Source organism: Catenibacterium sp. RTP21428st1_D7_RTP21428_210409 (assembly GCF_040227455.1).
In the GTDB taxonomy this organism is placed as follows: Bacteria; Bacillota_I; Bacilli_A; order Erysipelotrichales; family Coprobacillaceae; genus Catenibacterium; species Catenibacterium mitsuoka_A.
Map to the genome: position 1 here is coordinate 1 of NZ_JBEHVX010000059.1, position 15,761 is coordinate 15,761.

General features: G+C 32.4%; 14 protein-coding genes, 1 pseudogene and 1 other annotated feature. Of the genes and pseudogenes, 2 read left to right on the plus strand and 13 right to left on the minus strand.

All coding sequences use genetic code 11. From position 1 onward, the window contains the following. Positions 1-125 precede the first annotated feature (125 nt). From ABUA27_RS08760 to ABUA27_RS08790, 7 genes and pseudogenes are all read right to left on the minus strand, one after another. The gene (locus ABUA27_RS08760) at positions 126-332 is read right to left on the minus strand and encodes a hypothetical protein (protein WP_349820579.1); all 207 of its coding nucleotides are present in this window, start codon (positions 330-332) and stop codon (positions 126-128) included. Between the two features lie 96 nt (positions 333-428). Further along, positions 429-911 carry a helix-turn-helix domain-containing protein gene (locus ABUA27_RS08765; protein ID WP_095889601.1) on the minus strand — a complete coding sequence of 161 codons (483 nt, stop codon included), beginning with the start codon at positions 909-911 and terminating at the stop codon, positions 429-431. A 288-nt stretch (positions 912-1,199) separates the two neighbouring features. Next, positions 1,200-1,406, minus strand: a complete 207-nt coding sequence (locus ABUA27_RS08770; RefSeq protein WP_349820579.1) for a hypothetical protein — start codon at positions 1,404-1,406, stop codon at positions 1,200-1,202. Between the two features lie 66 nt (positions 1,407-1,472). After that, positions 1,473-2,219 (minus strand): alpha/beta hydrolase, encoded by a 747-nt coding sequence (locus tag ABUA27_RS08775; protein WP_349820580.1) that lies wholly within the window; start codon positions 2,217-2,219, stop codon positions 1,473-1,475. A 151-nt stretch (positions 2,220-2,370) separates the two neighbouring features. Continuing rightward, a complete protein-coding gene (locus ABUA27_RS08780; protein ID WP_330040885.1) occupies positions 2,371-3,132 on the minus strand; it encodes a C39 family peptidase in 762 nt (253 codons plus the stop codon). A 101-nt stretch (positions 3,133-3,233) separates the two neighbouring features. Continuing rightward, complete coding sequence (locus tag ABUA27_RS08785; protein WP_287846802.1) at positions 3,234-4,340, minus strand: sensor histidine kinase; 1,107 nt, start codon at positions 4,338-4,340, stop codon at positions 3,234-3,236. A gap of 12 nt (positions 4,341-4,352) precedes the next feature. Further along, positions 4,353-5,036: pseudogene (locus ABUA27_RS08790) on the minus strand (response regulator transcription factor). Positions 5,037-5,174: 138 nt separating this feature from the next. Between ABUA27_RS08790 and ABUA27_RS08795 the strand changes: the two are divergent. Then, positions 5,175-6,524, plus strand: a complete 1,350-nt coding sequence (locus ABUA27_RS08795; RefSeq protein ID WP_330040879.1) for an MATE family efflux transporter — start codon at positions 5,175-5,177, stop codon at positions 6,522-6,524. 309 nt (positions 6,525-6,833) lie between these two features. On the opposite strand, the gene ABUA27_RS08800 is transcribed toward ABUA27_RS08795, so the two are convergent. The 5 genes from ABUA27_RS08800 to ABUA27_RS08820 form a co-directional block, all read right to left on the minus strand. After that, positions 6,834-7,409, minus strand: coding sequence for a histidine phosphatase family protein (locus tag ABUA27_RS08800; RefSeq protein ID WP_281073912.1), 576 nt, complete (start codon positions 7,407-7,409; stop codon positions 6,834-6,836). Positions 7,410-7,519: 110 nt separating this feature from the next. Next, positions 7,520-7,642, minus strand: a complete 123-nt coding sequence (locus ABUA27_RS08805) for a TetR-like C-terminal domain-containing protein (RefSeq protein WP_330040876.1) — start codon at positions 7,640-7,642, stop codon at positions 7,520-7,522. Between the two features lie 287 nt (positions 7,643-7,929). Beyond that, on the minus strand, positions 7,930-10,326 hold the full coding sequence (leuS, locus tag ABUA27_RS08810; RefSeq protein WP_303352871.1) for a leucine--tRNA ligase: 2,397 nt from the start codon (positions 10,324-10,326) through the stop codon (positions 7,930-7,932). Between the two features lie 42 nt (positions 10,327-10,368). Next, positions 10,369-10,568 (minus strand) — a binding site (T-box leader). 46 nt (positions 10,569-10,614) lie between these two features. Beyond that, entirely contained in the window at positions 10,615-12,399 is a 1,785-nt protein-coding gene (locus ABUA27_RS08815; RefSeq protein ID WP_287969072.1) for an ABC transporter ATP-binding protein/permease, read from the minus strand. 1 nt (position 12,400) lies between these two features. Then, positions 12,401-14,104: an ABC transporter ATP-binding protein gene (locus ABUA27_RS08820; RefSeq protein ID WP_349820581.1), complete on the minus strand. Its 1,704-nt coding sequence runs from the start codon at positions 14,102-14,104 to the stop codon at positions 12,401-12,403. Between the two features lie 44 nt (positions 14,105-14,148). On the opposite strand from ABUA27_RS08820, the gene mnmL reads away from it, so the two are divergent. Further along, positions 14,149-15,081, plus strand: coding sequence for a tRNA modification radical SAM protein MnmL/YtqA (gene mnmL / locus ABUA27_RS08825; RefSeq protein ID WP_349820582.1), 933 nt, complete (start codon positions 14,149-14,151; stop codon positions 15,079-15,081). Between the two features lie 72 nt (positions 15,082-15,153). Here mnmL and hpf read toward each other — a convergent pair whose 3' ends face one another. Next, positions 15,154-15,690 (minus strand): ribosome hibernation-promoting factor, HPF/YfiA family, encoded by a 537-nt coding sequence (gene hpf / locus ABUA27_RS08830; RefSeq protein ID WP_129981147.1) that lies wholly within the window; start codon positions 15,688-15,690, stop codon positions 15,154-15,156. Between the last annotated feature and the right edge of the window lie 71 nt (positions 15,691-15,761).

Below are 15,761 nucleotides of genomic sequence, written 5' to 3' on the forward strand. Positions count from 1 at the left end.
AAAAGAGCATCACCTTACGGTGATGCTCATTTGGCAAGGACTGTCAACATTCTGTCCTTGACTTTTGAACCAGTTTATTCTTTGTCATGCTTATTCCTCCACAAATTCTAATTTAACTAACAAACTCATTTTTTGCTCATTAAACACTTTTTAAATATCCAACTTACAGTAGCTCCAATAAACAAACCTATAATTGCTGTTGTTGAATTACCATTTAAAGTGCCTACCGCAAATCCTACAGCAGCACCTACATACCAAGTACTAACAAGCTTAGCTAATGTAAAAGTATCTTCTTCGTCATTCTTATTTTCATTATGATGTTCTTTGCTCATTTATTCGTCACCTCATCTAAAAATTCCAATTTGACAATCCATGTGAATAATAGTTTCCACATTCAAGAAAAAATTGCCTTGAAAATAGAACTATAATTATGAGTTCCTATTTTTAAATTTGCTGATAATTGTAGTTATACCAACTGTAATAAAAGAAATCAAACCACTAAACACGCATAAAAATCCAATTGGGGCAAGAAAGAAATTCTCATGCAGCACCCCTTGTGCATCAATATACTCTACCGACAGTCCCTTCACAAGAAGTAGTATAATTCCGATTAAAATCAAGAAACTGCCTATAATCGAGCACACCATATTATACTTGGCTCTTCTGGTTTCACTTCCATCTTTGATTACTTTTTCTGTCATGTTGTTCATTTCGTTTTCTCCTTTAATCAAATAATCCAGAGATATTTGAAACACATCAGACATCAAAATAAGCATTCCTATATCTGGAAGATTTTTGTTATTCTCCCAGTTTGAAACAGCTTGTCTACTCACATTCAGTTTCATAGCAAATTGTTCTTGTGTCAATTTTTCTTTTTGACGAATGCTTTTAATTTGTTCTCCAAAATCCATGTATTTCACCTCCGTGTTTCCAGTCTATAATTCAACCAAGTTTTTTTCAAGAAAGTGCCTCTTGCATCTCAAAAAAACAGACGCAAGAACCTCTTGCATTCCTATATTGAGGCTAATATTCCCTTCTCCAACATTTAAATTTCCCGTTTTATCTATTTCCTTTTTTTACTGATATATCTTCCAGCAAAACTATAAAAGCACAAAACATTATTAACCAAAAATTAGGGTGCATTGCCATTTCACCTTCACAACTTGAAATTTAGTTCAATTCTAATTTAACTAACAAACTCATTTTTTGCTCATTAAACACTTTTTAAATATCCAACTTACAGTAGCTCCAATAAACAAACCTATAATTGCTGTTGTTGAATTACCATTTAAAGTGCCTACCGCAAATCCTACAGCAGCACCTACATACCAAGTACTAACAAGCTTAGCTAATGTAAAAGTATCTTCTTCGTCATTCTTATTTTCATTATGATGTTCTTTGCTCATTTATTCGTCACCTCATCTAAAAATTCCAATCTTCTGTTACTTTCAGTCTCTGCTGAAGACTGAAAGTTACCTTCGCTTTACTATTTCTAATAGTTTTCTCACATAATCATCTGCGTGATTTATTGAAAACTCTCCATGATACATATTAGGAAGAACTTGTATAAAACTATCATGCAATTTTTCATGAATGATTTTAGCAGATTTTTTCATTGATTGCTTTTCTTTTTCTCCTACATAAATTTGAACGGTTGCTTCACACTCTCCAATGCCATCTTTTAGTGAATAAACTGAGTTTTTCTGTAAAAAGGCAATCATATCACTCTTTCTAATAGCACAAGTATCTTTGTAATATTCATCAAACAAATTCGACTTTATTCGTAATGATTTGAATTGCAATTTTGAAAACCACTTATACTTTATTAAGCCATAGCAACTTCCAAACGCCGGTTTGATCATAGAATATGTAAATTTTGAAGGTATTACAAGTACACTTTCCACTATTGCATACTTACATATATCTTTGCGTTGAGATAAAATTTCAAGCAAAATCTGCCCTCCAAGCGATAGTCCTCCCATCATTAAAACAGAACCGCCCAATTTACTATTTACAAATTCTATAATATCCAAAGCATTATTCTCTATCGTTGTAAACTGCTTATCACATCCTGCATGACCATCTAATATAGGCAAAACCACATGATAATTTGTTTGAAGTCTATCAGCAACCTCTTTGTAATTCCACCATGATAAACCGTCTCCGTGTAAGAGGATAATTACATCGCTGTTTTCTTTTCCATATTCTACATAATTCAACCTCTTTCACCTCGCTGTAAACTTCCGATTTATTACACCCTAATAATAGCACAATCTTTCATTCACACCCAACTATCCGTATTTTTCCCTTTTAAGTTCCTTGTTGAGAGCCATTCCATCTATCTTTCCCAAGACTTTATTCTTAATAATGTTATCTTGAGAGAGACCATATATTTCTAATCTGTTTAGAAAGAGTATCATAACTCCATAAACGATTGCTTCTTTTTATAGAGTTAGGATCATTCACAATAAACATCCCCTGCTTCATTCCTCTAATCACAATAAGATGTCCTGTAGTAGTAAAGTCTCCTGGTTTCATACTACATATAAGAGGGATTCCATTCACGATTTCATTCTTCATAGAAGAATAAGAGAGGGGTATGTTTCTTCCATGAATAACATAATGTTTCATACCTTCAGTAAAGAAAGCCCAGGATGTTCCATCTTGATAATAGCCATGATTATATGCATAAGATGCCACATCAAAAGGGGTAATGTTATTTCTTCCTATTAATCCTGCAATAATCATTGCAGCACTCGTAGGACCACAGCCATTCATGCCAATCACATTATATCCATAGTTTCCATAGCCCCATCTTTGATCATATTGAAGTAAGAGAGGATAACGTCCTTTTGTGACTGGACCTATCGTATTTGTATAAACATGTCCTTTTTTACTTGGATAGTTGTAAACAAAATCAATAAGTTCTTCATTACGATAAAGTGATTGAATCATTGCATCAGGATATTGATCCTTATTATTTAATATAGTACGTAGTTTAGGATTAGAACGCGCTTTTATTTCTAAACCAATATCTTCTCTTAGTCCGCTTACACCACCACCTATATTATAAGCTATATGACCTATAAGAATTGAGAATACACAAAGCAATAGAATGATTATTTTTTTCATATGTTTTCATCTCCTTAAAAAAGCATCTTCATTACTTGTATTTTACCAATACAAATAAAGACGCTTCTTTAATACATTCTTATAGAATTCTTATGAACTTCTTAATTTTTTGGGAGAGTAATTGTGAAGACTGTTTCTTCTTTATTACTTGATGCAAAGATAGAACCATGGTGAAGTTCCACTATTTCCTTGGCAATAGCGAGACCTAAACCACTTCCACCTGTTCTTGAAGTACGTGCTGAATCTAAACGATAGAAGTTCTCAAATATACGATTTAGTTTTTCTTTAGGTATCTCTTTTCCTTTATTGATGACTTTAATAATGGCATCATCATGCATACTATGAACATCAATATTGATATCAGTATGATCCTTACTATAGCTAATCGCATTCTTAATCACATTACTAAAGACTCTGCTAAGTTTATCCGCATCACCATATAATGTGATATCTTCATCTTGATTAAGATGGATATTCTTTTCCTGTTCTACTAATACAGGATAGAAATCATCAATGATTTGTTCGAGCATCAGACGAATATCTAAATCTTCTTTTTCTAGAATAATCTTTTCTGAATTATAACGAGCTACTTCAAATAATTCATTAATGAGATCTTCTAAGCTATAAGATTTATCTAATGCAACATTAATATACTTCTCTCTTTGAATATCAGGCATATCTTTAATTTCATCTAATAAAGATAAGTAACCAATCATAGAAGTCAATGGTGTTTTAATATCATGAGCTAAATAAACAATGAGTTCATCCTTCTTCTGTTCATTCTCTCTTGCAAGTCTCTCATTCTTTATTGATTCACTCTTTAGTTCATTAAATCGTCTTTCTATATCATAAAGTTCTTCTGGTAATGTGATATAGTCTACACTCTTATCTATTAATTCATGAGATGCATGAGTCAATGCATCCATATAATAGGATGTCTGTTTATAAAGATGATGAATTATAAACGCAAAAGAAATCACTATACAGATTAATAAAAACAACAGAAGCGAGAGTGGATTCTTCACAATATTATAAAAGAACGCTAGAAACGTATAAATATTAGAATCAAAATCATAGACCCATTGAAAATCAAAAAAAGCAGCTAGATAGACTACCAATACAAAAACAACTAACAGCCCTACTGTATAAGCTATATATTGTAGTAGTGTACGTTTATAAATCTTCTTTAAGATTGTATTAGTTTCCATATCATCCATCCTTTATTTTTCAATCTTATAGCCCACTCCATAAACTTTCTTTATATATTTAGGATTTCTTCCACCATCATGCATCTTTTCACGTAAGTGTCTAATATGCACCATGATTGTATTATTATCTCTCTTATAATAATCTTCTCCCCAAACCTTTAAGAATAAATCGTCACTCTTTACAACATTTCCTCTATGAAGACATAATTCCCATAATATCGCAAATTCTGTTTTAGTTAGTTCTATCTTCTTTTCATTAAAATAGAATTCTCTTGTATCATTATTAATACGTATTCCTCTAAAATCTATTTCATTCTTTTCTTCTTTTTCATTATAGTTCTTATAACGTCTTAGCTGTGCTTTGACTCGTGCAACAAGTTCTAACGGCTGGAATGGCTTTGTGACATAATCATCTGCACCAATACTTAAACCATTGATTTTATCAATATCCTCTACCTTTGCGGTTACAAAAATAATAGGAAACTTATACTTTCTTCTTAATGTATTGCATAAAGAAAAACCATCCATATCAGGCATCATCACATCTAAGATAGCTAAATCAATCTTTAAATCATCAATATCTCTTAATACATCCTGACTAGAATAGTACTTATATACAGTAAAATTCTAATTTTCTAAATAGATTTGTATTAAATCTGTAATCTCTTTCTCATCATCTACAACTAATATATTCATAAATATCCCCTCTTATGCATCATTATATCATTTACATTCCTATCAATTATTAATACTTTCTTAATTATTAAAAATTCCCTCTAGAGTTAGTCATAAATAATATGATATGATAATCGCATTGTGTGGAGGGAAATAAACATGAAGAACATGACTAAAGGAAAACCATTAAAGCTTATATTCTTATTCGCATTACCACTTATGTTAGGTAATATCCTGCAGCAATTATATACAATGGTAGATACAATGATTGTAGGACAGTTCTTAGGTGTTAATGCCTTGGCGAGTCTAGGCGCCGCAGACTGGATCAACTGGGCTATTTTAGGAATAGTAATGGGCTTTACACAGGGATTCTCTATTCGTATCTCACGTACTTTTGGAGCTGAAGATTATGGAAATATGAAAAGATCTATGCATATGATTTTCTTCTTATGTACTTTCTTTTCTATCCTTACAACAGTTGTTGCAGAATTATCTATCGTTCCATTATTAACTATATTAAATACACCATCTAACGTTATTCAAGGTTCTATTACGTATTTAAGAATCATGTCCGGTGGTTTGACAATTACAATGTTTTATAACTGTTTTTCTAGTATATTACGTTCTTTAGGTGATAGCAGTACACCATTACTCGCAATGATTGGTGGAGCAATCACAAATATCTGTTTAGATTTATTATTTGTAGTGGTATTTAAATGGGGTATTGCAGGTGCTGCGATTGCAACATTATTAGCACAATTCTTAACTGCAATATTCTGTCTCTATATGTTGAAGAAGGAATTACCATTCAAGTTAGAACTAACAAAATTTAAGTTCGAAAAAAAGATCATCAAGAACTTATTACAGTTAGGTTCACCTCTTGCCTTCCAGAACCTCATTATTTCTATTGGTGGTATTATGGTACAGTCAGTAGTCAATCGTTTTGGATTCTTATTTATTGCAGGATTTACTGCCACAAATAAGTTATATGGTTTATTAGAAGTAGCCGCTATTTCATTTGGTTATGCTATTACAACATTTAATAGCCAGAACCTTGGTGCTAAGCAGTATGAACGTATTAAAAAAGGTGTCGCACAGGCTGCCTTCTTATCATTCTGTACTTCAGTGATTATTGGTGGTTCTATGATTCTATTTGGTAAGCATATCTTATTACTCTTTATTTCAGGTACACCTGATCAGATTAATAAGGTCCTTACTATTTCTTATAAGTATCTCTTCATCATGGCAGTATGTCTACCAATTCTTTATATGCTTCATTCATATAGAAGTGCCTTGCAGGGAATGGAAAATACATTTATACCAATGGTATCAGGTATTGTGGAACTAGTTATTCGTATAGGTGTTGCCCTCATCTTCCCTATATTCTTAGGTCAGAATGGTATTTATCTTGCAGAAGTACTCGCATGGACTGGTGCAGCAGTACTGCTTTATATATCATATAAAATAAAAATACATGCATTATTAAAAGGCAATAGTGAGATGGCTTAGTCATCCTCTATTGCCTTTTTTGCATCATTAAATTTACCTATTTAGAATCGCCCATTGATATTTTCATTTAATTTGTTAAAAATCTGAAAGCATCTCTATCGAAGTGCCTTGAGATTTTATTTTACTACAACACTTACAAGATTGTTGTATTTAGGTGAACACTTTTAAAATGCTTTTTTACAACTTCTCTTGTATGTTCTTGATCAATTGTACAGCCGTACTGACCATTATCTGCATCTTCAAATTCCATACATTCCAAAAAGATACGTGATATTTTTCAATTTGAATTACCTAATTGAATATATTCTATTATTGTTCCTCCTGTCTTATGACTTCTTTTAATGAAAATTGATGCTGATCATACTGATAAACAAAAATACAACAATTTCCAAAACCTTTATTTAACTCTTCCGTAGGATCTTGAATAGCTCTTAAAAAATTAAAACATGCGCCACTATGAGATACTACCAAAACATTTTCATGATCTTCCCTATCCATAATTTCCGTTAACGTCTTCATCATTCTATCTCTCGTTGTATTTGAAGATTCTCCACCAAATTGGATATAAAAAGTTTCACAATCTTTTGGACTAAGGTGTTTATTTAATCTTTCACTTTCTCCTTCAAGTTCTCCATAAAAATTTTCTTTTAATCCTTTTAATCTTGTATAAGGCATATCTACAATCAACTCTAAAGTATCACTACATCTTTCACTTGTAGAACAATAGGCATGATCAAAAGTAATGCCTTTTTTAGAAAAATAATCTCTTGCTTTTTGCGCCTGCTTGATTCCCTTTTCAGTTAATGGGGAATCACACCAGCCTTGAATTTTATGTTGAACATTAAATAATGTTTCGCCATGACGCATAAGATATAATGTTTTCATCTTATTTACTTCCTTTCATATGAACTAACCAAACTTATTATAATATATATAAGAATAAATAGCGAAAGACAAAAAGGTACTTCTATCCATAAGTAGACAAATAGCGGTAATTATCTATATGGAGAATGATCTTTCAATAGATCCTTTAAACCTAAGTAACACATATGATTGATGTTGTCTACAAGTTCATCTATTGATTCTTTCATACCATCTAGAATCCATTGAAGAACCATGCTATGAAAAGCATTGGTATCGTAAAGTGTCTCAAATTTAAATTCTTTGGATAATGAAATTCCTTTTTATATTTTCTATTATAAAATTTAGAAACAATTAAGTCTTCTAATTATTCATTCGTTAAAGCATTGTAACTTTTTCCTTTAAATATCATCTTTCTCAAATGATGTTTCATTTCCATACTTTATCGCTTCGTTGATATTATAATATCATATCCTCTCTTACTATCATGAAAAAATCGTCCATCAATCAAAAAAAGACACCTCCTAAGAGATGCCTTAACGAATTATTTAACTACAATATTTACAATCTTGTTAGGAACATAAATGATCTTCTTAATTTCTTTACCATCAGTATGTGCCTTAACATTTTCAAGTTCTAATGCCTGCTGTTTAACAGATTCAGCTTCCTGATCCTTATTAATAGATAAACGTCCACGTACTTTACCATTTACCTGTACTGCAATTTCAATTGTAGATACAACAAGCTTGTCTTCTTCATATGTTGGCCATGCTTCATAAGCGATTGTTCCTTCATGACCAAGTTTTTCCCACATTTCTTCACAGATATGAGGTGCAATACATGAAAGCATCTTAACGATACCTTCTGCATATGGCTTATAAACTGCTTTAGCCTTATATGCTTCATTGATGAAGATCATCATCTGTGAGATAGCAGTATTAAAGCCAAGGTTTTCATAGTCTTCAGTCACCTTCTTAACTGTTGAGTGATATACGAAGTCTAATGAACCATCATTTGTATCAGTTAACTTATCAGATTCAACAAATAATCTATAAACACGTTCTAGCCATTTCTTTGAACCTTCTACACCTGTTTCACTCCACGGTTTAGATGCTTCAAGAGGACCCATAAACATTTCATATAAACGTAATGTATCTGCACCATATGCTTCTACAATATCATCTGGATTAATAACATTACCCTTTGACTTAGACATCTTCACACCATTTGGGCCAAGAATCATACCCTGATGGTATAGCTTCTTGAATGGTTCTTTAACTGGTACGATACCCTTGTCATATAAATAATTATTCCACATACGTGAATATAATAAGTGTCCTACTGCATGTTCAGGTCCACCAACATATAAGTCAACTGGCATCCAATGCTTTAATAATTCTGGATCTGCAATAGCCTTATCGTTATGTGGATCAATATATCTTAAGAAGTACCAAGAAGATCCTGCAGAACCAGGCATTGTACTTGTTTCTCTCTTACCCTTTTTACCATCTACTTCTACATTAACCCAGTCAACTGCCTTATCTAATGGAGAAGAACCAGTCTTTGATGGACTATAATCTTCAAGTTCAGGTAAGATAAGTGGTAACTGATCATCGCTTAATGCAACAGATGTTCCATCATCAAAGTTAATGATTGGAATTGGTTCACCCCAATATCTCTGTCTTGCGAAGATCCATTCTCTTAAACGATAGTTAACATGCTTAGAACCACAATGATGTTCTTCTAACCAGTCTAACATCTTATCGATTGCTTCCTGTTTATCTAAACCATTTAAGAAGTCAGAGTTAATATGTACACCATCCTGTGTCCATGCTTCCTTAGTAACATCTCCACCTTCTAATACTGGAATAATATCGATACCAAACTTCTTTGCGAAAGCATAGTCACGATCATCATGTGCAGGAACAGCCATGATAGCACCTGTTCCATACCCAGCTAATACATAGTCAGAAATCCAGATTGGAATCTTCTTACCATTTACTGGGTTGATTGCATAAGCACCAATGAAGACACCAGTCTTTTCTTTATTTAATTCAGTTCTTTCAAGTTCTGACTTAGTTGCACATACATCTAAGTAAGCTTTTACTTCATCCTTCTTATCAAGAGTCGTAATCTTTTCTACTAATTCATGTTCTGGTGCTAATACACAATAAGTAGCACCGAATAATGTATCACAACGTGTTGTGAATACTGTGAATTTATCATCATAACCATCTACCTTAAAATCAACATGAGCACCGATTGATTTACCAATCCAGTTTCTCTGAATTTCTTTAGTAGATTCTGGCCAATCAACTTCTTCTAATCCTGCAAGTAATCTTTCAGCATATTTAGGAATATCAATAACCCACTGTTTCATATTCTTACGAATAACTGGGAATCCACCACGTTCACTCTTACCATCGATGATTTCATCGTTTGCAAGTACTGTACCTAATTCTTCACACCAGTTAACAGGAATATCTACATATCTAGCTAAACCATCTTCATATAACTGTTTGAAAATCCACTGAGTCCATTTATAGAAGCTAGGATCACAAGTAGATACCTGCTTATCCCAGTCAAATGAGAAACCTAACATCTTTAACTGTTTAGTGAAAGTCTGAATATTCTTTAATGTAAATCCTTCAGGGTGGTTACCTGTCTTGATTGCATACTGTTCAGCAGGTAAACCAAATGAGTCAAATCCCATTGGATGTAATACGTTATATCCCTGCATTCTCTTCATTCTTGACATGATGTCAGTTGCTGTATATCCTTCTGGATGTCCAACATGAAGACCTTGTCCTGATGGATAAGGGAACATGTCTAAGGCATAGTATTTAGGCTTTGAGAAATCATAAACATCTGTTTCGAATGTCTTATTCTCTTCCCAGTATTTCTGCCATTTCTTTTCTGCTATCTTATGATCATAAGTCATAATTTTGTCTCCTCCACTTTTAAAATAAAAAAAGTCCTCATGTCTAAGGACGAGAACTCGCGGTACCACCTTAGTTCATGAAGACTGATTCATGCGCTTAATGCTTTAACGCAGCAATACGTGATCTGCTTATCACAGACCCATCTCCCTAGCGAGTTCAATGGATAACTTTACTTATTCACACCAGCCATAAGTTCTCTTAAAAAGTATGACCATCTACTACTCTAGTTCCTTGACTTTTATATACTTACACACCTTATCATAATTTCCCGTTATTTGCAAGAAGTATCATCTCATTTTAAGGATGCGGGATGGATTGAGCTTGATAATATAAAGAATACTAAATAGTGTAGAAAAACAAACTAATAAGAAAGAACCAATCCACAATATCAACATAATAAGAGGTTGGAATGTAAGATGCATAGGAAAGTCTGTAATCTGTGGGATTATTTGATTCATTATCTTCATAATGCCAAGTAATATGAGAGATGCTGTCACATAGCTATAAGAATGAAGAATCAAACATTGATAGAAAGACATCTTGAAAATATGTATCTTCTTTTCACCATAGGCCTTCATGATGGCATGATCCTTCTTTAAATGCATCGCATGAAGAATCATGATTTCCATAATCATAAATATAGAAGAAAGTATTGTGAGAATAGAGAATACCACTAGAACCATCTGGATTCTATTCATATTCTGATTGAAAGTTTTTTGAGTTGATTCCCCCATTGCTTTAAACTCATATTCAGGATAATTCTTTTTTAAAGAATCTATAATGGATTTATCTTCCTTATATTTCAACATACCATATCTTGCAGTCGGTGTTTGATTAAAGATGGACTCTATCCAATGATAATTGGCATATTCATACATATAAAAGGCATCATAATTATAGGTTTGTGGAGAAATACCAACTATCTTTACTTCTTTTCCTTTTATCTTTAATTGATGCTTATAATAGATTGTCCAAGTTGTATTAAGTAATGTATTGACCTTATTCTTTTGTGCAAGCTTTCTTGCAGTAGAGAGAGGTACCGCAATTTCATCATTATTTTGTGGAGCTCTACCATATATATAATGAGTGGTATAGGACGAGTCATCAGATATAAACAGAACTTCATTCTTCTGATATCTTTGACTATTATGAGAGATTCCCATGAGATCATAATCATCAAGATTTAAATAATGATAGGATGCTTCATTGAAATGAGTCAAAGAGAGCGGATCATCATTACGTAGTTTATAAGTAATAGACTTTTGTGGAATCAATGAAGAAAGATATTGATAAATAGTATTACGAAAAGAGAATGTAAAGGTAAATGTCATCATCAAACATAATAATGCGATAGATAGAGAAAATGACATCTGAAAAAATCTTTTACGACTACTTAGGAAGGACTGAATGGTCAGTTTAAGTATAGGAAAATGTCGTGGCTTATTATTGGTATGGTTTTCTTGAGGATAGATTTCTGTTTTTTTAATAAGTGTATCCTGTATAATACATCCATCCTTCATTTCTATAATACGATCACTATATTGTTTTACTGATGCTTCATCATGGGATACAAATAATACAAGAGAAGAATGAGAACGCTGCTTCAACATCTTTAATACTCTCTCTGCATTATCTGGATCAAGTGAAGCTGTTGGTTCATCACATAGAATAATATCTGGATCATAATAAAGTGCACGCTCTATCGCTGTTCGTTGTCTTTGTCCTAAGGAAAGATCATTAACTGAAGTATTCTTGAATTGTTTAGTCAATGTTTCATCCAGTATGTAGGATGATTTATGAAAGTAGTCATAGAGACGTATATTATTATTAATAGAAAGCCAAGGTATAAGATGAAAGTCCTGAAAAATGATAGAAACTTTCTTATTATTCTCATATATCACTTCTCCTGAGTAATCATGATCAAGTCCAGCAATAATATGAAGTAAAGTACTTTTCCCACATCCACTTGGTCCAACAAGTGATACAAATCCTGTATCAGGAAGAGTACAAGCAATGTTTTCTAAGACATGTTCATGTAGATAACGCTTGTTGATTGATTTAAGTTGAATCATATTATTCCTCCCTGAGTAATGAGACTATACTTTCTTTCTTAATACGAATAAACGGTGCAGATGCAGAAAGTATGAGTATAAGAAGATAGAGAAAATAGAAAATAATATAGAAATAATAAGGAGATGCAAGACATGTAAAATGGAAATACCTCTTAAAGGATGTGAGCGGGAGAATAGAAAGAATAATAATAAACATCACTATGCTGATGGAGTAAATAAATGTGCCTATAATAAGTATTTCTATCTTTGATTCACGCTGTAATTGTTTATAAGATGCACCCATAGAAATTTTCAAAGCAAGAGAACGGCTTCTTTCTAAATATAAAGAAGAGAAGACTGTTTTTGTAAGTTCTATTGCCACAAATAAGCTAATCATCATATAAACTAACGCAATCATACGACCAATAGAAATAAGTGTTCCATAACTCATCTTCTTCATATATACATCATTATCTACTTCATAGTTCTTTTCATAACGTTTAATAAGAGTTTCAGAATCCTTTGTGACTACATCTATTTTGTCATCTCTTAATAAATCTGGATATTTTTTATCTATATCATGATGGAAACAAACCAATTGATCTTGGTAGAAATTATCTTCTATTACTCCCACTACTTTATATGTTTCATTTTCTAAGAGGTGACATGTGAATTCTGATTTAAGTTTATGAGATAAATTATTGGTGATAATGACTTCATTTGTATGATGAGGCAGATGTCCTGATATTAATTTAATATGTTTTGTCTTTTTAGGTAAACGAATCAACAAGGCATTAACTCCTTTGATATACCCACTTTCTATATCAAAATGTTTAGTACCTTTTTCTTTTAAAGACAATGGTTCTCCATCATGACTGGATATAGTTACAATATCTTTAAGTGGTGCTTCCATGTAAGATTTCTCTATAGAGGTAGAAAGACCATTTAAACCGCTTATAATCACTAGAGATGTTACAATGACTAATATCTGAAAAAGTGAGAGTAATGCGAGTCTCTTTCTTTCTCCCAATACTTCTTTAAAACTATAACGCATAGAGAATTGTTTCTTATGTTGAGGAATAAGTACTTCTTTATCTATATGATTGTCTTTAATTGTATGTAATGTCTGGTTCTTCATCTCCATGAGTACATCGACATATTCATCTAATAGGGATGTATCATGAGAAACAACGATGACTAAACGATCTTCAGATACTTCCTTTAAGAGTGTCATAACCTCTTTTGCCTGTTTATAATGGAGGGCACCTGTAGGTTCATCACATAAAAGTACAGGTGCATCCTTTAACAAGGCACGAACAATAGATACACGTTTCATCTGTCCAATAGAAAGTTCATCAGGATATCTTTTCATAAGCTTTTCTATTTTTAAGCGCCTAATAATCTTATCCATCTTTTTCTTATCAAAATCAATCTGTCCAAAATAACATCCAGCCATGATATTCTCTTCTACTGTATAAGAAGGAATAAGATCATTATTCTGTTTAATAAAGCCTATCATCTTACTAAATTTTTTATCTATCACTTCATGATTAAAAGTGATTGTGCCATTATATTGCAGTAATCCACATAAACAATATAGAAGTGTAGACTTTCCACAGCCTGAAGATCCTTTGATTCCTACTAAACCAGTATCTGGAAATATATAATTCACATGATCCAATATACAAATATCATAACTCACAGTTAAGTCTTTAAGTTCTAGCATATTTTTCCCTCCATTTTATGTTATAATGAGCCAGGTGATAAAAAATGAATCCTTTTCCATATTCTTTAGATAACAAGCGTTATCATACATACAATTATTTTTTAAAAACGAGATATCATAAAAAAGTCGCAAAGGTCTCTTTAGATGCCCATTTTACTTGTCCTAATAGAAATGGGACAAAAGGCTTTGGAGGCTGTATATTCTGTTCTGAGAAAGGTTCTGGAGACTTTATTCTAGATAGTGATTCTCTTTTAGAACAGTTTAAAGCAGGTGCAGAAGTAATGAAAAGAAAGTGGCCTGAAGCTGTCTTTATTCCCTACTTCCAGGCATATACAAATACCTATGCTTCTTTAGATCAGTTAAAGAAGATCTATGAACCATTTATTGGTATGAAGGATGTTGTTGGTATTGCGATTGCGACACGTGCAGACTGCCTCACTGAAGAAATATGTGCTTATTTAGAAGAATTATCTAAAAAAACGGATGTCTATATAGAATTAGGCTTACAGACTATTCATGATACTACTGCAAAAGAAATCAATCGTTGTCATACTTATCAGGAATTCTTAGATGGACTCTCTATGTTAAGAAGACATCATTTAGAAGTCTGTGTGCATATTATTAATGGTTTACCTAATGAAACAATAGAGATGATGTTGGAGACTGCAAAAGCGGTAGGAAAACTAGATATTCAAGGTATTAAGATTCATAATCTCTATGTGACTCAGAATAGTCGTCTTTATAAGCTCTATTATCCTTTCAAGATGTTAGAAAGAGATGAATATATTTCTTTAGTTGCAAGACAATTAGAATATATTCCAAGTCATGTAGTCATAGAAAGACTTACTGGAGATGCACCATTAGAAGAATTAGTAGCTCCTTTATGGTCTATTAAGAAAACAACAATTCTTAATGATATCGATAAATATATGAAAGCTCAGGATATTATGCAGGGAGATCTTGTGTCCCTCAAATAATATATACGAAGAAAAAGAAAGAATTTCTTAAGGACATAAAAAAAATCTGGCCAAAAGCCAGATTTCTTTTTATTATTCTTCTGTTTCAAGAAGACCATATCCACCATCTCTACGTTTATAGACAACACATACTGTATTTGTTTCGATGTCCTTATAAACGAAGAATGAATGACCAATGAGTTCCATCTGCATGATAGCTTCTTCCATGTCCATTGGTTTAGGATTAATTGTTTTTGTCTTAACGACAACATCTTCTTCTTCAGGTTCTTCAAGAGCTTCTAAAGTGTTAATGTTGAAAGCGAGTTTATTATTCTTTGACTTTCTACTTAACTTTGTTTTGTACTTTCTGATCTGTCTTTCTAGCTTATCGATAACTAAATCGATTGCTTCATAAAGATCATCACTTGTTTCTTCTGCACGAAGAAGAACATGCTCTGTAGGAATTGTAACTTCAATTTTCTGACCAAATGGATAAGTTCTAATTAAAACCTTAGCCTCCACATCTTGTCCCATGATGAAGTACTTGTCGAGCAATGCTAGTTTTTTAGTAATTTTATCCTCAATAGCATCTGTAATTGTAACATTTTTACCTCTGACAATAACTTTCATAATTTCCTCCATTTCCCCGCGCCTTCGTTGCGCGGACACAAATATATAACCAAACTCAAATCCCCCAAAAC